The sequence below is a fragment of the Priestia sp. Y58 genome (assembly GCF_029522095.1).
Classification (GTDB): Bacteria; Bacillota; Bacilli; order Bacillales; family Bacillaceae_H; genus Priestia; species Priestia megaterium_E.
This window is the reverse complement of record NZ_JAKWFL010000008.1, coordinates 154,557-178,784: the sequence shown is the minus strand read 5'-3', so window position 1 is coordinate 178,784 and position 24,228 is coordinate 154,557. Positions and strand designations below refer to the sequence as shown.

Here is a 24,228-nt window from a genome sequence, read left to right as displayed (position 1 = left end):
TATATCGTTTTACAATTAAAAATAAATGTTGAAATTGAGCTAATAATCCGTTTTTTTAGTGTGTTTTTTTACTGTCCATTTCTTATAGATGTAGTGTAAGAGGAAGCCTCTGTACTGATTTATAATATAGTAACTAACAATATAGAGTATACTTCCAAACAAAAAGCTATTAAGAAACATTCCCGTTAAAAAATTCTTTCCTACTTTCGCTCCTAGTTCTAGTCGATTATCCAAATTTTTATCTGCACTTTGAAATAAAGTTTGATCAAGGTCGATTGGAAATATATATCCTCCGACTACTGTATTCAAGTAAAACATCAACGGAAAGGCCCACATGAAAAACATTCCACCAACTAGCCCTGCTATGCTGTTTCCTTTACATAATTTAGCTAAGCCTACGGATATTATAAGGCCCAATCCAAAGGTAGGAACAAAGTTCACAACAGAACCTAGACTAAAACCTAGCGCAACTTTATGTGAATGATCTTTTAATCTTAATAGTTTAATAAGTAAGTATTTAAACCGGCGCTTCAAAAACACTAATTTGCTCACATTATTCCTCCTATCTCTTTGCGCTGGCATCCTATCTTTCCTTTTGGTGACGACCATTACAGAAAGGTGTTTTATTGTATTCAAGATTTAGCGTCACATAAGTAAAAAGAAAAATGAGGTTCAAGAACAACAGATTTAACCATTATAAGTATATTTATACTTTATATGACAAAATAAATAGTTACCTCCTAATAAATCAAGTAATTTTTGAAAATGTCATAAAAAATTCATAAATAGGTTGTTTCTTTTCTCTTTCTCCCTGCTAAAATTTTATAGTCAATAACAAGAAAAATATAACATCGGGGGATATACTTAGTGAAAAAGATAATTTCTTCATTAGCTCTATGCTCGTCATTAATTGTGTTACCAACAATAAGCCATGCAGCTTTAGGGGACAAGCTATTAAAAGAAGGTATGACAGATCCAGACGTAAAAGAATTACAGGATGTTTTAAGACAGAAGGGCATATTTTCAGCTACTTCGACAGGCTATTTTGGTTCAATTACAAAAGATTCAGTTCTAAGCTTTCAGCGTTCTCATAGTTTAACCGCTGATGGAATGGTGGGACCTAATACATATCAAGCGTTAATAGCTAATTCAACAAGTGCGGTTACAAACGGTACACTTTTAAAATATGGAATGACTAGCAATGAAGTTGAAAAAGTACAGCAATTGTTAAAGGAAAAAGGTTACTTTAATGCCACACCAACAGGCTATTTTGGCACAATTACTCAAACTGCCGTTATGAATTTTCAACGGGATCATGGCTTAGCTGTGGATGGAATAGTAGGTCCAGCTACTTTAAATGCCTTAAATAACGCATCTACTAGCACCACTGGTTCTTCAACTGTTAACAGTTCAACGCAAGCGACAGCTAGTGATATTGTTGCTTATTCTAAAAAATTTATAGGGGTGCCATATGTTTGGGGCGGAACTTCTCCAAATGGTTTCGATTGCAGCGGTTTCATTTATTATGTATTTAAAAATGGAGGTGGAGTAACGGTACCGCGAACAGTAGCTACCTTGTATCAGTCAGGAAAAAGTACATCTACTCCAAATGTAGGAGATATTGTGTTCTTTGATACTACTGGAGGTCCTTCACATGCTGGAATTTATATTGGAAACGGACAGTTTATTCATGCTGGAAGTTCAACTGGTGTAACTATTGCATCGTTAAGCAATTCTTACTGGGCACCTCGTTATTTAGGAAGTAAATCTATCCTCTAATAGATTACTAGTAAAGAACACAGCAATTCTAAGCAGCTGCTTGATTATTATTTATGTAAATAAAGTAAAAAGTCCTGATATATAGTCAGGACTTTTTATTATAGCCACCAGTTAGCCATTCAAACGTTAAACATTCCTTATATAAGCTTGTTCCATTGACTGGCTTTGATAGGTTTGAGTGTATGTGGTAAACATCGAAACATTGGTAAGTATTCCTGCAGCAAGCATTAACAATGTAAGGGAAGAACCTCCAAAGCTTATAAAAGGAAGAGTGACACCGGTAATAGGAAGAAGACCCGTGACAGCTCCAAGGTTTACAAATACTTGAACAGCCATCATAACGGAAATACCGATAGCTAACAGTGCTCCAAAAGGATCACGACACTTAATAGCTGTTTTTAATCCTTTAAAAATAATAAAAAACAGTAGCCCTAATACAAGAAGTACACCCCAAAATCCCAGCTCTTCTGCAATAATGGCCATAATAAAATCCGTATGTGATTCAGGCAAGTAGCCCGTTTTTTGAATGCCTTGGCCCAGCCCCATACCCAATATTCCTCCGTTTCCTATAGCTACATAAGAATTAACAAGCTGATATCCATCACCTTGTTGATTTTCAAAAGGATGTAAGAATCCGGTAAAACGAGCCAAACGCCCCGGAGAAAACAAAAGATCCATGTTTCCGGTTACTAATAACACGGCTAACATAATGAGTGTGCCAATGACGCCTAATACACTAATTTTTAAAATAGCTTTTTTTGAAATGCCTGAACATAACACAATAGCTGCAACTGTTCCTAAAATAAGTAAGGCTCCGCCATAATCAGGCTGCAAAATAATTAAAAAACAAATAAAAAGCACAACCAGCATAGGTGGAAGAATCGACCTTTTTAAATCATTGATATACTCTTGTTTGTTTGCAAAAACAGCGGCTAAATAGATAATGAGCGTTAATTTTGTTATTTCTAACGGCTGGATAGCAATAGGCCCAATTTTAAACCAACTTTGTGCATTACCTGCTGTGTGTCCAAAAGCTAAAACTAAAATAAGGAGTGCAACAGCGACACCTAATAAAACTTTTAATACTGCTTTTTCCTGATAAATTTTATAAGGAACAATAGCCGCTAATGTGAAAATGATAAAGCCTGCTATAAGAGCAAGCTTTTGTTTTTTATAAAAATAATCTCCAGATACACCATAACGGCTAATTGCTGTTACCATGCTGGCACTATAAACCATAATTAAACCGATCAGGCTTAGAACAACTAACGCACCAATAAATTTGTAATCGTAACACTTTAGAATTTTTTTGAGCATAAAAACTCCTCCTAAAAAAACCATCTAATAACGGCTATATACAAGAGAGAAAATAAAAAAATACACATATATTTCAATACTTTCATACGAATCTTTAGGTCTGAATTTATCTCTTTAGCTATTTTTTTACAAGTCATTGTATTACCTCACATCCTGATCAAACATATAAGCCTTTGATCGAAAGCTTATATTTAATACTAGTCCCATCAAAAACATCGTACTCATTAACGCACTTCCCCCGTAGCTTATAAACGGCAGTGGTATTCCCGTTATCGGAAGAAGTCCTATACACATGCCCACATTTTCTAAAACATGAAAGAAAACAATTGAAATAACGCCGGTACAAATGTATGTAGAGAATGGATCTTTCGTATGAAATGCGACGGTAATAATTTGGTAAATCAGCACCATAAATAAGAAAAGAATAAGGCTAGTTCCTAAGAAGCCGTAACTTTCTCCAATTGCACTAAAAATAAAGTCTGAATGTTTTTCGGGAACATATACTGAAAATTTTGATGTATCTCTTCCTGAAATGGATCCGGCACCTATTGCTTTTAACACTTGCATATAGTTGTAAGACAAGCTGCCTGCATAAGATTCTGGATCAAACCACGCATAGATACGATCAAACTGATAGGATTGAACGTGCAAATATTTTTCCAATATTTTTGGGTGGTTCAAAACCATATATAAAATACCTGAAGCGATTCCTATAATTGAAGTAAAGGTAGGAAGAATGAGCTTAAAACTTACTCCTGAAACGAATATCATGACAAAGAATAAAAAGATCATTACAAGTGCCGTTCCTAAATCGGGCTGCTGCATAATAAGAAGAATAGGGACCGCTAACGTAGCTCCTAGCTTTCCAACGAGTAAAACGTCGCTTCTTATATCTCTTACGCGAAATTTTTCGTTATGATTTCGTATCACTTTACTAAATGCTAAGATTAAAGAGATTTTTGTGAACTCTGACGGCTGTATCGATCCAATACCAGGAAGGACGAACCAGCTTTTTGCACCATTTTTGACAGGAGCAATACTTTGGGGAGAAACGATGAGTAAAATAAGGATAAAAATATTTAGCCCATAAAAGAACCATGTGAATTGGTCCCACTGATCTTCATCAGGCCTCATGGTGATGAAGATAATCCCAATACCTACTGCGTACCATTCAACTTGTTTAATTACGAAGTTTGTAGAATACTGTCCTGTTTTTTGCGCGCTATAAATAGCTATACAGCTAATAATAAAAAACAGCAGCAGTGTAAAAGCAAGACCATAATTAAAGCTTTCTGACTTCTTGCGTTCCATGTTTAAAACACCTTTTCTTTATTAAATTTCTATTCCAATCACTGAATATAAGATTCTCTAATGCATGTTAGAAAAATATCAATAAAATAGATTTCTTCTCACAATCTATCACAAACCTCCAATCTGTTTTAACTGTGATGTTTTATATAAAAGATCTACCATACGATAGCCTGTATAATCAAAACGTTTATTAGCCCTAATTTAGTAAACAAGACATTTTTTTGACTTCAGCTTATTTTTTTTATTTAATACTATAAATTTGCCTGAAGGAAACTTTTTGAGCATATGAAACCCTTTAAAAATAAAATTTTGACTTAGAACAGACTGAAGTGCCTATATGCGCTAGCAAATTATATAGATGAATCCTAATTTATTTTTCCTTAGGAAAACAGTTTAATATTAAGGAAAAAATATTTGTCTAATAAAAAACTTAGAATCTTACTAAAGATTAAAGTGCACTGGCTGAATCAATATAGAAAGCTATGATGCAGTTAATTCTCTTTTAACCTAAAAAGCTGACCATAATGGTCAGCTTTTTAGGTTAATAAATAAATTATTTTGTTTGCTTCTTGTGTCATCGTGATTTTATCATAGAAAAATGAAAAATAAGTGAAAAAATAAATATTAATACAAATGAGTAAAAATATTAAGTTTATAGAAATTTAAGTTGATTTATGAAAATATTTAGAAAGAATGTTTGTTAAAGTTTTACTTTCTAACTTTTATATAAAAGCTGTGATTACTTGCAGCGGGCAAAATTTTTTTGAAGATTACCTTTTTATTTTTGTGAATATTGAGCTTTATGATACGATATGAAGTGAACTTTTTAAATGAGGGTCTATATGCAAAAAATTAAAGGTAAAAGGATAAAAATTAGTATATTTATGCTGGGATTAGGGCTTATTATTTTTCTGTTTGCCGGGAAAGAGCTTGTGGTAAACGAAAAGCCGGTAAAATCTGACGTGATTATTGTGTTAAGTGGTGATAATGATCGACTGGAGAAAGGAATTGAATTATATAAAAAAGGCTATGCGGCTCATTTAATCCTTTCGAATGGTCAAGAGAATAATTTTTATCATCAAGCCAAGGAATCGGGGATACCTGAGGATTCAATTATATTAGAAAATCACGCTACAAGTACTACGGAAAACGCTAAATTCACAAAAAGGCTAATGATGAACTATCATTTTCAATCCGCTATCGTTGTTTCTTCCAACTATCATATGAAAAGGGTAGAAAAGAATTTTAATAAAGAATTTAAGGATACCCAAATACAATTAACCTATTGTTCTAGTGGAAGTCGCTATTATAATCCACAGAGATGGTGGAAAACTGCTTTAAATAGAAAAGTTACCTACACAGAATACGTCAAGCTTATTGGCAATTATTTTGGTTTTAGCGGAAAGAAATCTAAAGAATTATTAAGAGAATTTATCTAAAAAATTGCAAAAAAGTCCATAGGGGATGGGGACTGACCCCTGATTTCGAGACAGGGATCAAAACACCTTTTAAACAGCCAGTTTTCGGTATTGTACCGGTGACTGGTTGTTTAGTTTTGTTGGAATACGGATATGGTTATAATAAGTAATATAATTTTCGACGGTTTGTTCTACGATGGCAGTCGTAGTACATGTTAACTCGTCGAGGTAAAACGTTTCAGACTTTAGGATGGAATGAAACGATTCAATGGAGGCATCATCATGAGTATGTCCCTTTACGGGACATACTCATGATGATGCCTCTTTCTTTGACTTTTTGTTGATACGCATAGGACGTGTAAACCGAACCTTGGTCGCTATGCAACGTACATCCTTCAGGCAAAGGAGGGAGTTGACTTAATGTATCTAAAACAAATTCTACGTTTTGGCAATCACCAATGGAGTACGCAATAATTTCCCCATTAAATAAATCTTGAACACTTGAAAGATACAACTGTTTGGGTCCAAAAGGCAAGTAGGTAATATCCGTAACCAGCTTTTGAAGAGGGCGCTCTGCTCGAAAATTACGGTTTAACACGTTTTCTACAACCTGATAAGGTTGTCCTGTTTGTTTCCGTTTTTTTCTTTTTACTCGGCATTGCCAACTGTATTTCTGCATAACACGCTGCACGGTTTTATGGTTGATATGCATCGTTTGATTGAGTAACGCTGTAATTTTCCGATATCCATATCGAAATTTATGGTTGCGGCACTGTTCACCAATTTTTCGTTCGATTCGTTTTTTTCTCTTCATTTCTTCTCGTTGCTCATTTTTCTGCCAACGATAATAAGTAGATCGAGGAACCCCTAGGCACTGACAGATTTGAGAGATCGGCAACTGCTTTTTTAATTCTTCCACTACATTCAATACAACTTCTCGTACCACTCCCTTTCCAATTCTTTGTACTTTTTTAACACGTTATTCTGTTGCTTTAAATATTGATTTTCAGCTTTTAACGTTGATAAAGCATCTTGAGAATGGGACCCCTTTTGATGGGTGTAGCTTTGCCCAACGGGCTGTGCTAAACGATAAGCTTCTCCATTTTTATGCCATCTCATCCATGTTTTAAGCTGTGTACGATTGCGAATCTGTAACGTTTCCATCACTTCTTTGACGGGGATTCCTGCCAATCGCATTTCAATTGCTTTTAATTTCACTTCTACTGGATAGCTTACTCTTGTCCCCATAGAAAAAACACCTCCAAGTTATTGTTAGGTACTACATACCCGTTTTTTAACTTAAAGGTGTTTTTTATTTGTCTCACTCCATGGGGTCAGTCCCATGCCTCTATGGACTTTTTGCTTTTTGAGATGACGAGGAGTAGTTCAACATAGTCCTGTGATGATAGATTATTTGTTTAACATAAAGGAAAGCACCGTGCCCCATATAAAGATGACTAAATAGAATAATCTTTGCAGCAGACCGGTAGGCATAGGAACAAAAAATACAAGCATAATGAGTATGAGGATGACTAGTAAGGAGACTAAACAGCCATAAGTCCAACACTTGGCGCTGGTTAAGGAGGATGCATATATCCAAAGACCAGCTAAAACAGTGATCATGCCAAGTTGAGCGAATATTGAATGCCAAAATAAATTTATATCAGCCGGTATAAAGCCTGAAACAATGTTACCTAAAGCTAATATAAGAATAAAAGCTGTTGCCAGCTGGATTATTTTTGTTTTCTTTAGTTTTTGTGAAATGTACAGAACACCAATCGAAAGTGTTAATCCGTTTATAATAAACAATACGTTCATCCAGAAATGGTGAGGAGAGCAAATTTCATGAGGTGCAATTGAATAGGTGTAGGTTCCACAAGAAGTTACGCCAAGATCACTCATTGCGTGATTTAAAAAACTGTAGGGAGCAGTTGAAGTCAAAATAAAGAAAGGTTCAACTAAAAAATACAAGCAAGTAGCAAACCAGCTTAAAATGCCAACCTTTTTTGATATATACAGAATCATCACCTCTTAAAAAGTGTTATATACGAATTATATATCCAAATAATGTTAAATGAAATGGTCTTGAAGCTTATTTTTATGTAGGGCTTGAGGTTGATGTGAGGAAGGAGGACAAAGTGTTTAACTTGGAGGTGTTTAAGAAAGGACCTCTTTATTAATGCTTTGTAGCAGTAGAGAGGTCCAAAAGCAACTCAATTAGAAATAAATAACGGCTGATTATACGGCCTAACTTGCGTGGAGTTTAATGTATCCAAAACGCGGTGACATTCAAGATGTTTTCTCTAGGATTTAATAATCTGCCTTTTTTTGAATATCTACATCATATTCATGTGCAAATCTTTCTAATTCCTTAAAAACATTTGGTGGATTAAATAATGCTATTCGCATATTCCACCCGTTTTCTACTTTTACTACTGCCAATTTTGTTTTCCAATTTAACCGTTTAAATACAATTCTTTTAATGTCCATTGGTTTAACTGTTTTTGCATATACTTTAAACCATAATATATATGTTCTATAGGTTAAAGTATCTTTGTCTATTTGAAATTCATATCTGAGGAACAGGGAAAGAAACGAACAAAGGATAGCCAAAAGAAGTAAAAAGGCAAGTGCTTTATATTGAACTGCTTGAATGCATAATAAAGCATTTAAAGGTAATAGAGTAAAAATAATAGTTTTTTGAGCGGTAGCTTTAAATAACATAGAATCTCCTTTCTTTAGTAAATAAGCCAACTGGTTTTTTCTATGATATTATTTAAGTGTTAATTTAGATTAGATTTATATTAGGAGGTCTTTTACATGTATAATACCATTTCAGATTTTATCAAAGAATGGAACAACGAAGCCATGCTAACTCAAAAAGTTTTGGATAGCTTAACAGATGATTCGTTGAAACAACAAGTTTACCCTGAAGGACGTACGTTAGGAAGAATTGCTTGGCATTTTACAACAAATATTCCAGATTATCTAACTGAGTTTGGGTTAAACATGGAGAGAATTGAAAGTACAGCAAGCGTTCCATCTTCAGCACAGGAAATCGCTATAACCTTTAAAAATGTAAGTTCTCACGCTGCTAAAATCATTGAACAGCAATGGACAGATGAATCTTTAGAACATACGCAAGAAGCATTCGGAAGAACCCAATCAAATGCTACAATCTTAATGGGACTAATCAAGCATATTGTTCATCACCGAGGTCAAATCACAGTCCTTATGCGTCAAGCAGGCCTAAAACCCCCTGGAGTTTATGGACCTCCAAAAGAAGATTGGGTTCATTTAGGTGTGGAAAACCCACCGCTTTAATAATATCAGGTAAATAAAAAAAGAGGCTGCCTATAGAAAATACTATAAAATTATTTTCCAGGCAGCCTTTACGTAAAATCTAATTAATCAGTTAGTGCTTACTCTGAAAAAGCTTTTGAGTAATGTACAACACCTTGCACATTGTTTAGAGATCCTTCTGTTAACTCTATGGCCATAAAAAATTCTTCAGGCACGTCAAATGGAGCACATATCTTCCATGAGCTAGCTGGTTTAAATCCAAACTTAGGATAGTAATCTTTGTGCCCTAAAACAATTACTGAATGATAACCAAGCTCTTTTGCGCGTCTTAACGCAGCGTGTATTAGTTGGCTACCAGCTCCTTGTTTTTGATACTGAGGCGCAACTGAAACTGGAGCAAGTGCTAAAGAAACGGTAGCGTTATCACCATTTATAATTGTTATTTTAGATAGAAGAATATGGCCTATAATATCTGCTGCATTCTGATTTAATGCGACTAGTGAAAGTTCAGGAATAAATTCATCTGACTTCCTAATTCGTTTCACAAGTAAATGTTCTTTCTTATCGCTGTATTCTTCATTTAAAAAGGCGCTTTTCACAACTTTTTCAGTTTTATTATATTCTTCAGTGAGTTCTTGTTTAATTAAGATATCCATTTAGAGTCTCCTATCAACTTGCTAAATTACCGCTTTTTATACTCCATAAATGGGGCTTCCTTTATGCACACATTCATTAAGGAAGCTTACTCACCCAGCTCTAAGCATAAGTTTAACAAACAAAAACCTCCAAAATTAGTATGTATATATTTTACAGTGTTGTATTTTGTGAGTCCACCTTTAATACATAATATTTGTTTGTTGATTATGGTAAAATGTACTACATATGTTAAATTAAAGTATGTAAAGAAGGTGTAATGTCTGGTGTTGAAATTATTATTTATAAGTCTAGTAAGCTGTTTAATCATTTATATTGGGAAACGTGTATGGAAAAAAGGTAGTACTAATTTTATTGCTGGATATGGAAAGATATTTACACCTAAGGATGAAAAGCAGCTCGCTAAAGGAATTGGGCTTATTATTATGCTGTTTGGCTTTGAAACTATAATAATTCCCATTCTTTCTTTATTTTTTGAAGGGCTTGGCTTTTATTATGGATTGCTGGTTGTATTAAACTTCTTCGCTATATTTGGACTTATGATAAAGGATCAGGTGCAAAGAGAAGCCTAAAGGGGGAGAAAACGATTTAAAAAAATATCCGGCTTATGATCGGGTTAATCAGCATTATTATCCTGTGTTTCTATGGAGTAAGAGGTTTATTCGTATATAAAACAATGCCGTTTTCTTCTTACCTCTTTGCGGTAGGTGGAGCTATTTCTACCATTGCTCTTATCTGGGAATTAATAAAGAAAGATGCAGCTTAAATTGAAAGGAGTGATGATGTGAAAAGACGATGGATTTCCTGGTGGATAGCTAATATAATTTGGATCATACTTTTCGTCGTAGGAACAGCTGTTGTCTGGACAAGAGAAGTGGATGGAGCGGGTGTTACCCAAACACCGGAGCTGAAATTGTTCGCATTTATAGTGTTGCTAATCGCATTTATTTTCCCTTTGATTATTCAAGTTATATGGCTAATTATTAATTTTAAAGCGAGTAAGGATGTTATGAAATAGAAAGGGTGATATGTATGCAAAGAAAAAAGTGCTCTAAATGTGATTCAGCTCTAGCCAAAGCCCGTATTCAATCATCACCTGGTACAGTAGGTGTAAATAAAACACCGAGCAGGGTATTAAATAACAATCACCATTACAGTGAATTAATACCTTATGTTTGTTCAAGCTGCGGTTATGTGGATTTTTATATAGAGGAGCCTGGAAATTTTGTTTAATAGAACTTTTAGGATTTTTCATTTTCGAATACATTATGATACGTTACTGAAATTGGTATATCGCCTAATGTCAATTTTAATTAAAGGGTAAGGAAAATGATTTCCGGAGGCTATTATGAAGAGAACACTTAGTTTTCTGTCAGTAGTTTATTTAACCGTTCTAACTGCATGTAATCAAGAAAGTACAGGAACGAATACAGAAAGTTCTTCTGCTATCATTGTTGTAGTTGAAAACAAGGAATATAACGGAACAGAAGATAAATTAGATCAAACACAAGAAATAGGAGACCAAATAGGAACCATAGAAAAGAAAACTAAAGCAACTACGATGTCCGAAGGTAATAATCAATCAAACTATTTTACAGTTGGTTCAGAAATCTATTCAGTAAAAGGAACAGAGGATTATATTATAGTTAAAGATAAAGATCATAAAAGTCAGTTAATGAAAAAGGTAGCCCAAAAAAGGTGAGTGTGATCTAATACTACCAAACAATATTTTAAGTCTCTTGACGAATATAAGTATTATCTTGACACATTCCGCTTTCCCACCAGGAGTATTTGTCTTACCCTTCAATCAACTGCTAGAAAGACCTAAACAAATGAAGTCTGCGTTTACCTTAATAAAAAAACAAACTACTAATCGAAAATCTTGATCAATAGTTCGTTTTTCACTTCATCTAAAATACTTTTGTCTCAACCTCTTTTTTCACCAGAATCTCTACTTCCGACTTTCTTATTCTCGAAAAAGAACTTTCCTGACACTGTTTTTCTGACCCCGAAATAAGTTCAACTAGATAAAAAAATTGTTGATATGTGTAAATTTTTGATGATAAATCAGTTGAACTGAAGGATTGAAAATCCACCTTTTCTTTTGTATAATAAGTTCAACAGAAGTTCAACTAAAAAAAGAGGTGTATAGAGATGAAAATTTCACGTTTTAATAAAGACTGTGGGAACTCAGTCGATATGAATATCATAGATGGATATCTATTTGATTTCCAAACCAACGTAGTAGAACTCCAAAAAGAAGCTGCTGATTCATTCTTTACAGATGCTGTTACAGCACCAGAGGAATTTAAAAAGCGTATCTTACTATCTACAACCATTGGAGAGGAAGAAAAAGAACGTTATTTCTTAGTAGGTGACAGTGCCGCCAGCCAACAATTAGCAAACAATCACATCAATCGTTTACATAATAAAATTACAAGTCATATTCCATACGTAACATTTTTAGCTGCCGTTGCATATTACCACGCGTTACATACAAAAGATCAAAAGGAAAACAACATCGAGATCGACTATTTCTCTACAATGTTACCAATCTGGTTACTAAAAAAAGAAAGTACTTTCGGAGAAGCGCAAAAGGCTATGGCAGATCGCTTTGTAGGTGATCACACTTTTTATATCCATACCCCAGGATTTGAAAAAGAATTAAAAGTATCTGTGAAAGAAAGTGTTTGTTTAAAAGAAGGTGAAATCGCACGTTTTGCGTTAAAGAAAGACCTAACCCTTCAAAACCGTGAAGATGCTAATGAATATGTGGAATGTGAAACCGTAATGATCGATATCGGTGGAGGATCCATTGATGTTGTAATCTTACCTGAAGGGTTGAAGGCTGCGAACAGTCGTGAATCGTTCCAAAGTATCGAGGGTATTCCCTATTTAGCACATATCGATAAGTTACGAAAAGAGAAATTCCCAGAGTTGTTTACCGATTTACGCGCTTTTGATCAATTTATTTTAGATAACTACAGTAAACAAAAGTTTGAACTGAAAAATGAAAACACAGGCGAATCCATTGATTTAACAGCTCAAATCAAATCTTCTCTAAGAGATTATGTAGAGATCTTACTAGCTAAGTTAAATGATGTCGCCCCACCGCCAGCAAATAAAATCCGAAAATATGTATATAGTGGCGGTGTCGCTCCTACACTAGAAGTAGCTATTATGAATAGCATGCGTGAAAAAATTGGCGAAGAACGCACAGAGAAATATCATAAAGTGCCTGAGGATAGCCGTCACTTGAATTTATTCGGCTTAGAAATCCGAAGCATGGGGTACCTTCAAAAGAAACAAGCCGAGAAGAAAGCCGTTAAATCCTAACAGCGTAGGTGATAACCATGTCAGAGCGTCAAAACGCCTTTACTATTAAAACTAATCAGTTGAGTGATGAAGTCTATGATATACTTGCAAAATATGCAAAGTCTCGAAAATTAGGGGACTATATTTCATCTTTAATTGTTCGTGACCTTCATAGTTCATCTTCCAATCAAGTAGAACTAGGACACAGAACAGAAGAACTTCTTGAACATATCAATTCCGAACTACGGGAATTAAAGAAGTTAGCTCAGTCCAACGGTTTTGTGAGTAAACAAGAGGAGATAGAAGAGAAGCCTTCAGAAAGCCACCAAACCTTCAAAGAAGGTAAGATTGCAGATCTAGAGCAATTATCTGGGTCACTAGATGATGATGATTTAGAGGAATATAGCGATTTTTAATTAAAAAACTACTAGTATGTGGGACGAGACTGTCCCACATACTAGTAGTTTTTTTTGTTTTCAATATGTCTATTAGTTTTTGATGCATTATCATATGTACAAAAAACGTGTTCAAACTAAAAAAATAATGGGAAGGAACAGTTTATTTATGGACAATAAATCAGTACAAGTACTTTTATTTATTCTAAATCTTCTTTGTCTCAAGAACGTTAAGAATTAGGTATTCTAAATACTATATTGAAGCTCAATCACACCATGAAGTGATAGATAGAAGGAATTAGCACAGTCATGGGATACTAATAACAAACATGACGTGGGAATAGGTATGGGGATATTGTTTGAGCTAAGGCATAGTTATGAACATAAAAACACCAAGCGAGCGTAAAACATCTTGGTGTTTTTATTTGTACCCTAAATAAAAGTTTATAAATACAAAATATAAAAAATTAGTTAACATATGTTTATTGTTGTGGGATAAAAAATGTTTGGAGGAGAAATATGAAAAAGTTCTATCTTGGTTTGTTTGTTATTTGTTCGGTGTTTATCATTTCTGCTTGTTCAAAAACGGAATATGTAAACAATGTTGAGTACTTAAAATTACAAAAAGCAGAGGTAACGTTAACAGATGATAAAAAAATCGTTGGAGAAATGATAGTACCTGATAAAAAGAATAAAAGTAAAAGTATCGTTCCAACGGAGTTACACTATACATTCACGATGGAAAATAAGTCTAATAATATTATGGCTCTCTCTGATTTTTCTAAAACAAACATTCGCATAGAACCAGATAAGGAGTTAGTATCAGCTGTAAAAGAAGCAATTGGTTCAAATATTTATAATATGGATAACAATAAGTTAGGTATTGGTATGAGTATAGGAGAAATTCCATTTAAAGGAACAAGTAAATTTACTCTTAGTTATACCTTAGGAGCAAAGGAAAAAAATAATGAATTACCTCTTTTACCAACTGAAGAAAAACTAAAAAAGCTACAAGCTAATGCGTTAAAGGGTACACTCATTATCTCCCAAGATGAAAAGGATATTGCAAAGTTTAGGTTAGATTCAAGGCAATAAACATAATTATAAGTTTAAATAGGTTAATAGCTCGCTAACTCTGTATATCGTCAGCGTTAGCGAGCTATTGTTTTTATATTTATACGCTTGTATGTGGATTTACTTTTCCAGAAAATAAAATTGATTAGCCTTACTTATTTGGTTACGATAAGCGCTCGAATAATTTCATTCCAATAGTATTTGAAGTTTTTGTCACTTGTATTTTTTTGCATTAGAACGGTTGGTTCCTCTGTATCCTCTTTTTTTATAGACATTATGATTTCCCCTTATCTCTTTATATTTAGTATGTTGTGGTTTGATTTACCATATTTTATAATGAAATTAGCAATCATTACAGATGAACATTACGATTGAATCAATCGAAATATCCGATTATACAGAGGTGAGGAAAATCGAAATAAAACAACTGATTACATTTAAAACAGCTGCAGAAAATTTAAATTTTACATATACAGCTAAAATTTTGAACTTTGCTCAATCAAGCGTTACCGCTCAAATAAAAGCTCTTGAGAATGAACTTGAAACTCCTTTATTTGAACGTCTCGGAAAGCGTTTGGTTTTAACAGAGGCAGGTCGAGAATTTAAAAGGTACGCCGATAAAATGATTCAATTGACTAAGGAAGCAAAAAACGCTGTAAGTGGAGTGGAAGAGCCTGCGGGTACACTTATTATTGGATCTTCTGAAAGCCAGTGTACGTATAGGTTACCTCCAATATTAAAAGAGTTTAAGGATCAATTCCCAAAGGTGAAAATGATTTTTAAGCCCACTTACTCTCAAGCACAAACAAGAGCGCAGCTACTAGACGGCACTCTTGATATCGCCTTTACAATGGAGCCTATCCAGCATCATGATGCAAATCTACATACACAATGTCTTGTTGCAGAAGACTTGAAAATTATTGCTGCTCCTCAGCATCCTTTAGCTGATAAAACGGATATCTACTTAGAAGAGCTTGAAAATGAGACTCTTTTGTATACTGAGTCGGGGTGTTCATATCGGGTAGTATTGGAAAACTTGTTTCGCGAAGCGGGTATTTGTACATCCACTAAATTTGAATTCGCAAGCGTGGAAGCTATTAAGCAATGTGTGATGTTGGATTTAGGTATTGCCATATTGCCCGAAGTAGTAGTAAAAGGAGAGCTTGAGAAAGGCATATTAAAAGAATTGGCTTGTACTAAAGTTGATACGACCCTTTATACACAAATGTTTTGGCATAAAGATAAATTTATGTCCCTTCCTTTACAATCTTTTATTCAATTGGCTTGCAGTACTTTTGGTTTAAATTATATAGGTATAGAAAGTGAAAAACTTTAGGTACATTATGCTGACTAAAGAATTCCACAGGATACATAAAATAATCTGATATATTTCCCAATAAGATAAGAGATGAAGGAAATCTTCATTATTTCACTAATATATAGAGGAACCTTAATAAACTAGATTTTAATTGGTGAAATCTAAATTAGGAGTTGATCTGATTTGAAAGTACAAGTGAATCGAATTGAGCTAAACGGTTTGAGTTTTCAATATCGAGAGGCTGGAGAAAGCTCAGCACCTGCTATTGTTGCACTTCACGCTTTAGGAATGAGTGCGGAATCGTGGGACGAAGTAGCGGCTGTATTAGGGAAGGAATATCGGTTTCTAGCTTTAGACCAGCGAGGACACGGTGGAAGTGAGAGAACCGGCACCTATACGTTTGAACTTATGTGCGATGACTTACTTCAGTTTGTAAATGCGATGAATTTGGAGAGCTTTACGTTGATTGGGCATTCTATGGGTGGTACGGTGTCCTATCTTTTTTCTGAAACATTTCCAGAAAGGGTAGATCAATTGATTGTTGAAGACACTCCTCCACCTTTTACAGGAGAAAAGTTTGAAACTCCTGCTAAACCGCCTGGTTCTTTACCGTTTGACTGGGAGGTTGTACCTTCAATTCTTCAACAGTTAAATAACCCCAACCCTAAATGGTGGGGAAGTCTTACAGAGATAATTGCACCTACTCTCATCATCGGAGGAGGATCCAGCCATATTCCTCAAGATAAATTGCAGGAAGTTTCTAAGCGCATTCCAAATTGTAAATTCGTAACGATAGATGGGGCTGGACATGAGGTGCATGCAGGAAACTTATCCGCTTTTTTAAATGCTGTGAAAAGCTTCCTTGATTCGTGACTTTGTGGGGCTTTTATTCAATTTGAAAGATTGGTTAAGTAAATAACATGGTAACAGTTATTAAACTTTTATAGAAAGGGAGACTATACGTTAGTCTCCTTTTTAATCTGTGAATATGTCAATATATAGATTATATGTAATAAAATTCATAATAAAATATTATTTATGAAAGATAAATAAATGCCTTTTAATAGTAGCAGGGAATGCTATAACTTGTTAAATGAGCATTTGTGAAAGGAGGAGAGTTTCTTGTTGAGATTTATAGAAAAAGGTTTTCTCTATGGGCTTATCTTAGGAGGAACATTAGGTTTCTTTGTGATTCCATATAAAGAAGTCCAATCAGTCGGTGATGCTGTAACAGAAACAACCTATTTAAAACTTATTGATTTTATTATTCATCTAATTCGTTTTAGTGTAGTTATAGCTGTACTGGGAGCGGTAATAGGTTTCTTTCTTTATAGAAAAAAGAGTTTGGAGTGATTCACCCAAGCTTTTTTCTACTGGTGATTAAGTACATTATGGTAGCTGCTAGTTAAATGGTGCCATATAAACATATATCTAGTTTGCGGAGGACTAAATTGAAAAAACGTTTTAGTCAATATTCACTGTGGTTATCGTTGCTTGGGATGGTTGTTGGTGTTGGACAGTATTTTACACCCATACACAGCTCGAAAATTTTGTATGTATGTATTACTGTTTATTTGATAGGATTCTCATGTGGAATAATAGCTTTTGGAAAACAAGAAAAAGGGCTGATAAAATATTTTAGTTTAATCTCTTTTGTAGTAATTCCGATATTTATGATGGCGGGCTTTTTATTTTTTGCAATGAATTTTGGCGAAAAATAAAAGAAGGTATTTATATCAAATATGTTTATGTTAAAATTTGTATATGAGATGTAAAAACACAGTTCGGTTGGTAGTCCGGATGCATTAATATGTATTAATGTCAGTAACCTTCCCCTCCTCGGGATGTCCATCATTTCATAGTATGTTTAGAGGAGGGAATCGTTATGTCACTAACGATTTACCATGATGGTCAGTTTTGGGTAGGAATTATTGAAGTTGTAGAAGGCGGTAAGTTAAAAGCATTTCGTTATGTATTTGGAACAGAACCAAAAGACACAGAAATATTAGACTTTATTTATGACAGATTGCTAGAGGTGATCAATCAATCAGTTCATGCAGGTATTAATGTAAAAATAAAATCTAATAAAAAGGTAAATTCAAAACGCTTACAACGCCAAGTAGCAAAAGAAAGAAATAAAGTTGGTATTTCGACTAAAGCTCAAAAAGCGATGAAGCAAGCTTACGAAGAAAAGAAAAAAAGTAGAAAAAAGAAAGCTAAACGATATCGTGAAGAGCTGAAGGAACAAAAGTATTCCATAAAGAAACAAAAGGCAAAAGCCAAGCACAAAGGCAAATAGAAAACAAATAAAGAGCCTTCAATAAGGCTCTTTATTTGTTCTTATTCTTTTACGATAGGAACATTCTTAAAAAATTGTTCTCGAATAGTTGCCGATTTAACTGCTTTATTAATCTTCTCTTTATTATTATCTATAAATTGCTGTGCTTTTTCTTTATCAAATAACTCATTGCTAGTTGGTAAAGTTTGAATGTTTTTGGAAATGAATTGTTTCATTTCTTCTCTAGACGCTGAAAATTTTTGATTGTCTACTCTAAAGCTGTAACCTTGAGCATTAGGTACTAATATTGTTAAATAAATAGCATTGTAAAGAAAATTTTTCTCTAATGTATTCTTACCGTCAAACCAATATTTTAACATTTCATCTTCCGATAAAGAGCTCTCTTTAGCACCATAAATTATTTTTGGTGTTTTATTATGTAAATCAATTTCTTTAAACGTTTCTCCTCCGGGCAATGCTCTTACGATAGCTACTACGTTAGAATTATCTCCAACATAAGTTCCACTGTGGTCTTTAAGCTCTTTTACATCAACAGTGTTAATGCTCGTGACTTCTTCTTTTGAAGAACAGCCGGTTATACCTACAAGGATTAATAAAATTAAACAAAAAAGCACCTTAAAACATTTCATAAAAACCTCCATTTTATTACTTAAATACCCTTATGTGGATATTATGCGGAATATCAGTGTATCGTAAATGTGATGTTTTGAAAAGGTGTAGGTACTTTTGTACAAAATACCCTTTGCTGTAGGGGGGTGTCTACTGTCAGTAGAAGAACATTTGAAACATAAAAAGACCCCAAAGCTTTCTTAAAAAAGAGCTTTGAAGTCTTCATATCTCATGTTTTGCTTTTAGGAGCTAATCTCTACAATTGATTGGATGATTTGTTCCCAGTCCTCCCTATGGACTTCATGTCCTGTACCATCAAGAGCTATTAATTTAGCATGAGAAATAGCTTTTGCAAGAGCAAGCCCATGTTCGTATGGCAGCGCCGGATCTTCTGTTCCATGAATAATCAGTGTAGGTATAGTAATTTCACTCGATCTGTCATAATATTGGCCTCCTCCTTGAAGCAAAGCATGGTTAAATCTACTCGGCAGCTGTTTGGCGCGGGCAGCTTCTCTTTCTGCTAGCTTATACATTCTTTTCTCTTCATAAGGTTTTGTGCCACTTAAAATTTTCCATCCACCTGCAAGGTAGGGAACAGTCTCCTCTTGATTTGACCAGTCTATGGAAGCGCTCTTCGTGTGGTAATCAAGTATCCGCTGATCCATTGGTGGCAATTTTTCCGCCTCCTTTCCAAATACGCTTGATGCAATTAAAGTAAGGGAGTCTAAGCGATCCGGATATCTAAGAGCAAGGATTTGTCCTATCATCCCGCCCAAAGACATTCCAACAATATGAGCTTTGTCTATAGAGTAAGCATCTAAAACACCAATTGCATCGTCAGCCATATCCGTTATTGTATAGTTAGACGTACCGGGTGGATAAGTGGTAGATCGCCCTAAATCACGATGGTCGTAACGAATAACAAATCTCTCATGTTCAGCGAGGCGAAGACAGAAGTCTTCATCCCACCAATCTAACGAAGACATTGCTCCCATTATTAAAAGTACAGCAGAATTCTTGGGGGTTCCAAAACTTTCCGTACAAATCTCAACGTTATCAATTTTTATTATCTCTTCATTCATTCGTGTACCTCCTTTTAAGTGTTAGAGAAATGAAAAGCAGTCCTTTATTCAGTTCTCTAACATAGGGATATTTCCTTTTGGAATTTTATTTAGGAAATCCATTATTCTACCTATCTCTTTACCTTTTTACTAAAAAGTAAAATATAACGTTCTTGAAAATGTAAGTCTAAACTTGTTGGAGACTAGGGGGATTCAGCTTTTGCTGTCTGCAACGTGTTGATAAGGCAGGAAAGTTGAATGCATGTATGGAAAAATACTTATGTGAGGTGAAATAAGAATGAATGATTACTATGGACAGCTCTGCACAAGGGTGTACGAGAGTGATAAATCTTTTGCAAATAGAAAAGAGCTGGAGTTTTATCTTTCTTTTGTAAAAGACCAAAATATGAAAGTATTAGAACCGATGTGCGGGAGCGGTAGAATGCTTATTCCATTTATGCAAAACGGAATTAAGATTGAAGGATTTGATATTTCTAAAGAAATGCTTAAAACGTGTATAGAAAAAGCTGAAACACTAAGTCTTAAACCGAATGTATGGTATCAAGATGTCGAAAGTTTTAAAAGTAGTAAAAAGTATGATCTTATTATGATACCCTTTGGCTCTTTTTCACTGTTAGCTGATGATATTGCTGTTAAGAGTCTTCAAAATATGAGAGCAGTTTTAAAAGAAGACGGGAAAATACTTTTAACGATTATGAAGAAAAAAAGCGAAATTGAAGAACTAGTAGGTTGGACTGAAACGGATAGAGTTTCTTTTGATAAGGAAATCATCGTCGTTTACAAAAAAAGCTGCTACGATAAAAGAACAAGCTCTTTGAATACTAAGATAAGATATGAGCTACTTCAAGGAAATAAGACAAAAAAGGTGGAGATAATGGATTTTCCTCTTCGACTTTATGGCTCAGAAGAATTTGAAAGTATCCTTAATTCTAACGGGTTTAACAATCTCACTGTTCATGAAGTAAAAGATGGCTACGGAGAAGGCATCTCATTTTTTGTCTATGAGTGCCGAATATAGACATTGTAATACCTTTTAAACTTTAATCAGATTTTTATGCAGTACGACTTTATAAAATACATAGATAGGATTGCTGAAAGCATGTGCTACTAGTAAGTATACATCTCTAATAGTACTTTGTTCAGCATTTCCATGAGGAGATGCTTTATGAAACGATTAATGAATAAGATTGCCATTGTTACTGGTGCTAGCCGAGTGCAGGGTATCGGTACTGAAATATGTCGGGAGCTAGCTAGAGAAGGGGCAGATATCTTTTTCACTCACTGGTCAAAGTATGATCGTTCGATGACTTATTTTAATGAAGATGATTCTAATTGGTCGAAATATCTTATGGAAGAGATTCGCAGTCTGGGAGTGCGGTGTGAATCAATGGAATTGGATTTATCGCAACCCGATGCACCAAGAAAGCTGCTTGATGAAGTTCAAAACAAACTAGGTTCTCCATCAATCCTTGTAAATAATGCAACACATTCTGTGGACGTAGATTTTCGTTCTATAGATGCTAATATGCTTGATGCTCATTATAACGTGAATGTTAGAGGGACGTGTCTTTTGACTGTTGAGTTTGCACGTCTAATCGAAGGTAAGCATGGCGGTCGAATTATTAATATGGTTTCAGGTCAAGATAAGTCACCTGAGCCTGGGAATTTGGCTTATGTTGCAACGAAAGGGGCTGTTTCTACGTTCACTAAATCAGTTGCTATTGAATTAGCACCTCTTAAAATTACTGTTAATGCTGTAGATCCTGGACCAACTAACACTGGCTGGATGAGCAGTGAGTTAAAGGAAGAGCTACTGCCAAAGTTCCCAATGGGCCGACTTGGTGAGCCCCGGGATGCCGCAAAATTAGTTATCTTTTTAGCAAGTGAAGAATCAGAATGGATTACCGGACAAATTATTCACTCAGATGGAGGCTTTGGTTGATTTAACATAGTAGCGGTCTTCCACTTTTTAGCGGATTTTTGTATGAAACAAGCAGTTAAAAGGATCTTCGAATGAAGATTCTTTTTTTATAATGTAACGTGACATGACGATAACCGAGTTTCTACACTTTATCAGTCAGTTCCAAAGAGGCTACAAAAGAAAAAGTACGGGCTTTTCTAAATCAGTAGTAAAATGAGATATTTCATTTATGACGAATACTTTAACATTTTTATTTATTGCCGACAAATAGGATATATTCAGGGGAGATGTTTATATGTCAAGCTTTGAGGACGAAGAAGTGCTAACAGGAGGGAATGTCTCTAACGTTTATCGCTCGGGAGATACTGTACGACGAGAATTAAAATCAGATAGTCATAAATTTCATAAGCTATTAAAGCATTTAGAGAACAAAGGTTTTAGTTATGCGCCAAAATTTTTAGGCATTGATGAAAAAGGAAGAGAGGTCTTATCATTTATTGAAGGTGAAGCTGGTAATTATCCCTTGAAGAAATATATGTGGTCTGATGATGTTTTAATAGAAATAGGGAAAATGCTCCGTCTTTATCATGATTCAGTGAGTGATTTTTCATTTGATGACAGCTGGAAATCAATAGATAACACTCCTAAACCATTTGAGATACTATGTCATAATGATTTTGTCATATACAACATCATTTTCAAACACGAAAGACCAGTAGGCATCATTGATTTTGATGTTGCTGGGCCCGGTCCAAGAATTTGGGACATTGCTTATACTCTTTATACGTGCGTCCCCTTAAGTAGATTTTATCTTTCTGAAACAGGTGAGAAGATTTATTATAATTCACTGCAGCATGCTCAACATATAAACCAAAGAGTGAAATTATTTTTTGAATCATACGGCGAAGAATTACAAGAAGGTTATTTGGAAGTGGTATTGCTGCGATTAGAGGGGTTATGTGAAACAATTACAAGAAAAGCCAGTGAAGGCGACAGTGCGTTCCAAAAAATGATAGACGAAGGGCATCTTGAACATTATCAAAATGACATTAAATTTATTCGTGAACATAGGAAAGAATGGGTTTAAGGATACGTTTTAATTGAAGAAGCAACACACTTTTATTAAAACGCATGTCTATAACACCCTTTATGTAAATGATGGTTGTTATTCTTTGTAGAGGAGCACTTGTTATGCGAATTATTAATATTAGAGAACAGGTAGAGTACAAAGATAAAGCTATTGAATATATTCAGAGATTGTATTTAATAGATTAACGATTAATTTTTATTTAAAATGTTTTTAACTGTTTGAATCAGTGGATAGCGGGTATAAGTTGATTATACAAGCGTAGTGCCCCCCAGGAACATGCATGTATATTTCTTTTTCTTACTTACCCTGTTTGAATCCTCTTTTTATGGAGGGTTCTTTTTTTGTGTCTAAAAGATATAACTTTTCAAATTATATCTATCAAACACTTTAATCATATATATATGTATTTTATACTCACTGAATCTAGGTCACGTTACAAGATAAAAGGGATTCGTTCTGTTTTTAAATTACAGTAACCAAAACGATCGCTGTTAGAGGAGGCTCCTGTGTTTCAAAGGAGCTTTTGCAAACGATATAGAAAAGTTAAAAATATAAAGACAGATAAAAGGAAAGAGATGAAAAAATGAAAGTACTTGAAACAGAAAGAATGCTTTTAAGGTTGATGACAGAAGAGGACTCAGATAATCTATTACAAATTTTCTCTGATTCAGAAGCTATGCGATATTATCCTTCCACTAAGGATCTAGAAGAAACACGTAGTTGGATTAGATGGACAAGCAAAAATTACAGAGAGCATGGTATTGGTCTATGGATTGCAGAGTTAAGAGAAACTAACGAGTTCGTAGGTCAATGTGGATTGATTCCCCAAGAGATTGAAGGCGAATTAGAAGTGGAGATTGGATATCTATTTGTACGTAAACACTGGGGAAAAGGTTTAGCGACAGAGGCAGCAGCTGCCTGTAAAGAGTATGGGTTTAATCAACTAGGTTATAATCGATTAATTTCTACAATAGACAAAAATAATGAAGCATCAAAAAGAGTCGCCACGAGGGTTGGGCTACATTTTGAGAAAGAGATTTTTAAGTGGGATAAACCTATTGAAGTTTATTCTGTAAATAATAAAGAATAGAAGCGGGTCTTCTTTAATGCACAGGGTTGCTACGGCAGCTCTTTTTTTATGATATTAAAGGCCAGATTTGAACATGTGCCCTTGAAAGAGCATCATATTGACTAGGAGCGAATGTAAGAAGTATTGCAGAAATACTAAGGACGGATATGTCCAAATTTTAATTTGTAAAATATTTTTTGTGTTTTTACGCGTTTTGCTTATACCAATTTTTGCTTTCTTCACAGTATGTACTATAAGTGTACAGGGAGGTGAA

General features: G+C 34.5%; 26 protein-coding genes and 1 pseudogene. 18 read left to right on the top strand and 9 right to left on the bottom strand.

The genetic code is table 11. The annotated features are described in order from the left end of the window. Positions 1-39: 39 nt before the first annotated feature. Entirely contained in the window at positions 40-552 is a 513-nt protein-coding gene (locus MMB68_RS22075) for a DUF2062 domain-containing protein (protein ID WP_221785962.1), read from the bottom strand. Positions 553-867: 315 nt separating this feature from the next. On the opposite strand from MMB68_RS22075, the gene MMB68_RS22070 reads away from it, so the two are divergent. Beyond that, complete coding sequence (locus tag MMB68_RS22070; RefSeq protein WP_221785961.1) at positions 868-1,779, top strand: C40 family peptidase; 912 nt, start codon at positions 868-870, stop codon at positions 1,777-1,779. Between the two features lie 126 nt (positions 1,780-1,905). Here MMB68_RS22070 and MMB68_RS22065 read toward each other — a convergent pair whose 3' ends face one another. Together MMB68_RS22065 and MMB68_RS22060 are read right to left on the bottom strand one after the other, a co-directional pair. After that, positions 1,906-3,096: an FtsW/RodA/SpoVE family cell cycle protein gene (locus tag MMB68_RS22065; protein ID WP_221785960.1), complete on the bottom strand. Its 1,191-nt coding sequence runs from the start codon at positions 3,094-3,096 to the stop codon at positions 1,906-1,908. A 141-nt stretch (positions 3,097-3,237) separates the two neighbouring features. Next, positions 3,238-4,407: an FtsW/RodA/SpoVE family cell cycle protein gene (locus MMB68_RS22060; RefSeq protein ID WP_221785959.1), complete on the bottom strand. Its 1,170-nt coding sequence runs from the start codon at positions 4,405-4,407 to the stop codon at positions 3,238-3,240. Between the two features lie 842 nt (positions 4,408-5,249). Here MMB68_RS22060 and MMB68_RS22055 point away from each other — a divergent pair. Further along, positions 5,250-5,846 carry a YdcF family protein gene (locus MMB68_RS22055; RefSeq protein ID WP_221785958.1) on the top strand — a complete coding sequence of 199 codons (597 nt, stop codon included), beginning with the start codon at positions 5,250-5,252 and terminating at the stop codon, positions 5,844-5,846. Positions 5,847-5,915: 69 nt separating this feature from the next. On the opposite strand, the pseudogene MMB68_RS22050 reads toward MMB68_RS22055, so the two are convergent. The 3 genes and pseudogenes from MMB68_RS22050 to MMB68_RS22040 form a co-directional block, all read right to left on the bottom strand. After that, positions 5,916-7,073, bottom strand: a pseudogene (locus tag MMB68_RS22050) (IS3 family transposase). A 162-nt stretch (positions 7,074-7,235) separates the two neighbouring features. Then, positions 7,236-7,850: a DUF998 domain-containing protein gene (locus tag MMB68_RS22045; protein WP_221785957.1), complete on the bottom strand. Its 615-nt coding sequence runs from the start codon at positions 7,848-7,850 to the stop codon at positions 7,236-7,238. A 285-nt stretch (positions 7,851-8,135) separates the two neighbouring features. After that, on the bottom strand, positions 8,136-8,549 hold the full coding sequence (locus tag MMB68_RS22040) for a diguanylate cyclase (protein WP_221785956.1): 414 nt from the start codon (positions 8,547-8,549) through the stop codon (positions 8,136-8,138). Between the two features lie 96 nt (positions 8,550-8,645). Here MMB68_RS22040 and MMB68_RS22035 point away from each other — a divergent pair, with 96 nt between their 5' ends. Further along, positions 8,646-9,149 carry a DinB family protein gene (locus MMB68_RS22035; RefSeq protein ID WP_221785955.1) on the top strand — a complete coding sequence of 168 codons (504 nt, stop codon included), beginning with the start codon at positions 8,646-8,648 and terminating at the stop codon, positions 9,147-9,149. Positions 9,150-9,247: 98 nt separating this feature from the next. Here the strand turns inward: MMB68_RS22035 and MMB68_RS22030 are convergent, their stop codons facing one another. Then, complete coding sequence (locus MMB68_RS22030) at positions 9,248-9,784, bottom strand: GNAT family N-acetyltransferase (RefSeq protein ID WP_221785954.1); 537 nt, start codon at positions 9,782-9,784, stop codon at positions 9,248-9,250. A gap of 264 nt (positions 9,785-10,048) precedes the next feature. On the opposite strand from MMB68_RS22030, the gene MMB68_RS22025 reads away from it, so the two are divergent. From MMB68_RS22025 to MMB68_RS21975, 11 genes are all read left to right on the top strand, one after another. Beyond that, a complete protein-coding gene (locus tag MMB68_RS22025; RefSeq protein WP_221785953.1) occupies positions 10,049-10,354 on the top strand; it encodes a hypothetical protein in 306 nt (101 codons plus the stop codon). 212 nt (positions 10,355-10,566) lie between these two features. Continuing rightward, on the top strand, positions 10,567-10,800 hold the full coding sequence (locus tag MMB68_RS22020) for a DUF3923 family protein (protein WP_221785952.1): 234 nt from the start codon (positions 10,567-10,569) through the stop codon (positions 10,798-10,800). Between the two features lie 330 nt (positions 10,801-11,130). Continuing rightward, positions 11,131-11,484 carry a hypothetical protein gene (locus MMB68_RS22015; RefSeq protein WP_221785951.1) on the top strand — a complete coding sequence of 118 codons (354 nt, stop codon included), beginning with the start codon at positions 11,131-11,133 and terminating at the stop codon, positions 11,482-11,484. Between the two features lie 452 nt (positions 11,485-11,936). After that, positions 11,937-13,118, top strand: a complete 1,182-nt coding sequence (locus MMB68_RS22010; protein ID WP_221785950.1) for an Alp7A family actin-like protein — start codon at positions 11,937-11,939, stop codon at positions 13,116-13,118. Between the two features lie 17 nt (positions 13,119-13,135). Next, the gene (locus MMB68_RS22005) at positions 13,136-13,513 is read left to right on the top strand and encodes a hypothetical protein (RefSeq protein ID WP_153254030.1); all 378 of its coding nucleotides are present in this window, start codon (positions 13,136-13,138) and stop codon (positions 13,511-13,513) included. 498 nt (positions 13,514-14,011) lie between these two features. After that, a complete protein-coding gene (locus MMB68_RS22000) occupies positions 14,012-14,587 on the top strand; it encodes a hypothetical protein (RefSeq protein WP_221782396.1) in 576 nt (191 codons plus the stop codon). A 391-nt stretch (positions 14,588-14,978) separates the two neighbouring features. After that, on the top strand, positions 14,979-15,902 hold the full coding sequence (locus tag MMB68_RS21995; protein WP_221783402.1) for a LysR family transcriptional regulator: 924 nt from the start codon (positions 14,979-14,981) through the stop codon (positions 15,900-15,902). 165 nt (positions 15,903-16,067) lie between these two features. Then, positions 16,068-16,757 carry an alpha/beta fold hydrolase gene (locus MMB68_RS21990; protein WP_221782398.1) on the top strand — a complete coding sequence of 230 codons (690 nt, stop codon included), beginning with the start codon at positions 16,068-16,070 and terminating at the stop codon, positions 16,755-16,757. A gap of 249 nt (positions 16,758-17,006) precedes the next feature. Then, positions 17,007-17,237 carry a hypothetical protein gene (locus MMB68_RS21985; RefSeq protein ID WP_013082550.1) on the top strand — a complete coding sequence of 77 codons (231 nt, stop codon included), beginning with the start codon at positions 17,007-17,009 and terminating at the stop codon, positions 17,235-17,237. 98 nt (positions 17,238-17,335) lie between these two features. Next, positions 17,336-17,605: a hypothetical protein gene (locus MMB68_RS21980; RefSeq protein ID WP_221782400.1), complete on the top strand. Its 270-nt coding sequence runs from the start codon at positions 17,336-17,338 to the stop codon at positions 17,603-17,605. A gap of 164 nt (positions 17,606-17,769) precedes the next feature. Next, entirely contained in the window at positions 17,770-18,183 is a 414-nt protein-coding gene (locus MMB68_RS21975; RefSeq protein ID WP_221782402.1) for a YjdF family protein, read from the top strand. Positions 18,184-18,224: 41 nt separating this feature from the next. Here MMB68_RS21975 and MMB68_RS21970 read toward each other — a convergent pair whose 3' ends face one another. Both MMB68_RS21970 and mle read right to left on the bottom strand, forming a co-directional pair. Then, on the bottom strand, positions 18,225-18,812 hold the full coding sequence (locus MMB68_RS21970) for a DUF4825 domain-containing protein (RefSeq protein ID WP_221782404.1): 588 nt from the start codon (positions 18,810-18,812) through the stop codon (positions 18,225-18,227). A 222-nt stretch (positions 18,813-19,034) separates the two neighbouring features. After that, positions 19,035-19,874, bottom strand: a complete 840-nt coding sequence (mle, locus tag MMB68_RS21965) for an alpha/beta fold macrolide esterase (protein WP_221782406.1) — start codon at positions 19,872-19,874, stop codon at positions 19,035-19,037. Between the two features lie 277 nt (positions 19,875-20,151). Here mle and MMB68_RS21960 point away from each other — a divergent pair, with 277 nt between their 5' ends. From MMB68_RS21960 to MMB68_RS21945, 4 genes are all read left to right on the top strand, one after another. Beyond that, positions 20,152-20,892, top strand: a complete 741-nt coding sequence (locus MMB68_RS21960) for a class I SAM-dependent methyltransferase (protein ID WP_221782408.1) — start codon at positions 20,152-20,154, stop codon at positions 20,890-20,892. A 147-nt stretch (positions 20,893-21,039) separates the two neighbouring features. Beyond that, positions 21,040-21,816: an SDR family oxidoreductase gene (locus MMB68_RS21955; protein ID WP_221783403.1), complete on the top strand. Its 777-nt coding sequence runs from the start codon at positions 21,040-21,042 to the stop codon at positions 21,814-21,816. Positions 21,817-22,090: 274 nt separating this feature from the next. Further along, on the top strand, positions 22,091-22,882 hold the full coding sequence (locus MMB68_RS21950) for a phosphotransferase (protein ID WP_221782410.1): 792 nt from the start codon (positions 22,091-22,093) through the stop codon (positions 22,880-22,882). Positions 22,883-23,468: 586 nt separating this feature from the next. Beyond that, a complete protein-coding gene (locus tag MMB68_RS21945) occupies positions 23,469-23,975 on the top strand; it encodes a GNAT family N-acetyltransferase (protein ID WP_221782412.1) in 507 nt (168 codons plus the stop codon). Positions 23,976-24,228: the final 253 nt, after the last annotated feature.

Coding starts and splice junctions, on each gene's coding strand:
- MMB68_RS22065 (WP_221785960.1), bottom strand. CDS start 3,096: ATGCTCAAAAAAATTCTAAAGTGTTACGATTACAAATTTATTGGTGCG.
- MMB68_RS22060 (WP_221785959.1), bottom strand. CDS start 4,407: ATGGAACGCAAGAAGTCAGAAAGCTTTAATTATGGTCTTGCTTTTACA.
- MMB68_RS22055 (WP_221785958.1), top strand. CDS start 5,250: ATGCAAAAAATTAAAGGTAAAAGGATAAAAATTAGTATATTTATGCTG.
- MMB68_RS22045 (WP_221785957.1), bottom strand. CDS start 7,850: ATGATTCTGTATATATCAAAAAAGGTTGGCATTTTAAGCTGGTTTGCT.
- MMB68_RS22040 (WP_221785956.1), bottom strand. CDS start 8,549: ATGTTATTTAAAGCTACCGCTCAAAAAACTATTATTTTTACTCTATTA.
- MMB68_RS22035 (WP_221785955.1), top strand. CDS start 8,646: ATGTATAATACCATTTCAGATTTTATCAAAGAATGGAACAACGAAGCC.
- MMB68_RS22030 (WP_221785954.1), bottom strand. CDS start 9,784: ATGGATATCTTAATTAAACAAGAACTCACTGAAGAATATAATAAAACT.
- MMB68_RS22015 (WP_221785951.1), top strand. CDS start 11,131: ATGAAGAGAACACTTAGTTTTCTGTCAGTAGTTTATTTAACCGTTCTA.
- MMB68_RS22010 (WP_221785950.1), top strand. CDS start 11,937: ATGAAAATTTCACGTTTTAATAAAGACTGTGGGAACTCAGTCGATATG.
- MMB68_RS22005 (WP_153254030.1), top strand. CDS start 13,136: ATGTCAGAGCGTCAAAACGCCTTTACTATTAAAACTAATCAGTTGAGT.
- MMB68_RS22000 (WP_221782396.1), top strand. CDS start 14,012: ATGAAAAAGTTCTATCTTGGTTTGTTTGTTATTTGTTCGGTGTTTATC.
- MMB68_RS21975 (WP_221782402.1), top strand. CDS start 17,770: ATGTCACTAACGATTTACCATGATGGTCAGTTTTGGGTAGGAATTATT.
- MMB68_RS21970 (WP_221782404.1), bottom strand. CDS start 18,812: ATGAAATGTTTTAAGGTGCTTTTTTGTTTAATTTTATTAATCCTTGTA.
- mle (WP_221782406.1), bottom strand. CDS start 19,874: ATGAATGAAGAGATAATAAAAATTGATAACGTTGAGATTTGTACGGAA.
- MMB68_RS21960 (WP_221782408.1), top strand. CDS start 20,152: ATGAATGATTACTATGGACAGCTCTGCACAAGGGTGTACGAGAGTGAT.
- MMB68_RS21955 (WP_221783403.1), top strand. CDS start 21,040: ATGAAACGATTAATGAATAAGATTGCCATTGTTACTGGTGCTAGCCGA.
- MMB68_RS21950 (WP_221782410.1), top strand. CDS start 22,091: ATGTCAAGCTTTGAGGACGAAGAAGTGCTAACAGGAGGGAATGTCTCT.
- MMB68_RS21945 (WP_221782412.1), top strand. CDS start 23,469: ATGAAAGTACTTGAAACAGAAAGAATGCTTTTAAGGTTGATGACAGAA.